This is a genomic window from Rahnella bruchi (assembly GCF_003614975.1).
Lineage (GTDB): Bacteria > Pseudomonadota > Gammaproteobacteria > Enterobacterales > Enterobacteriaceae > Rahnella > Rahnella bruchi.
Window position 1 is genome coordinate 1 of the sequence record NZ_QZWI01000055.1, and the last position, 782, is coordinate 782.

Below are 782 nucleotides of genomic sequence, written 5' to 3' on the forward strand. Positions count from 1 at the left end.
GCACACAGCAGACAAAACACCTGACGCTGAAGGTCTGACGAGAGCGAGGAGCCGACCTTTCATTCATGGCGGCTATATGTTTTCATTGTGTTAAATACAACATTCTCGAAGCGCCTTGACTGGCAATACAGTAGAGCGTCAATGAATATCAAAAATCTATGGATCTAAACCTTCTTGGCTTTATGCCAGCACTACTCCCTGTTGCACTGTCCCCCGGAGCAAGCTTCACTCTTGTTATGAGCGGTGCTCTGGCAGGCGGTCACAAAGGACTGTTCAGGACTCTTGCCGGAACAGCTTTGGGCATTTATACCCACGCAGTTCTCATAGGGTTTGGTATTACCGCTGTGCTCATATCGTCTCCAGCAACTTTTGCTGTGTTGAAATTTCTCGGAACCGCCTATCTACTCTGGTTAGGAGCGATGCTCATACGCAACGGAATAAGGGCAAACCCTGAAGGGTATGCTGATACGAAGCAGTCGGTGACTTTAAGAGAGGCGTGGATAGCGAATGTTTTGAATCCTAAAGCCATCATTTTCTATCTGACAGTCGTTTCGCAGTTCGCAGGGATACAGGGAGGTGTTTGTAACTATCTGACACTGGCATCAGTACATGTAGTCGTTATGAGCGTTTGGCTTTACGCTGTTAGCCAAACACTGATCTTTTCAGTAAAAAAAACCAACCCATTAATGCTCAAAAAATACGTCAACATTGCGGGCGGGATGTTGCTAATTGCTTTTTCTCTGCACAGCCTGATCCCGTAATTCATCATTTATAGCGACAAC

The 782-nt window shown here is 46.2% G+C and carries 1 protein-coding gene; it reads left to right on the forward strand.

The features are described from left to right. Window positions 1-158: 158 nt before the first annotated feature. Window positions 159-761: a LysE family translocator gene (locus D5398_RS25315; protein ID WP_120510034.1), complete on the forward strand. Its 603-nt coding sequence runs from the start codon at window positions 159-161 to the stop codon at window positions 759-761. Window positions 762-782 lie beyond the last annotated feature (21 nt).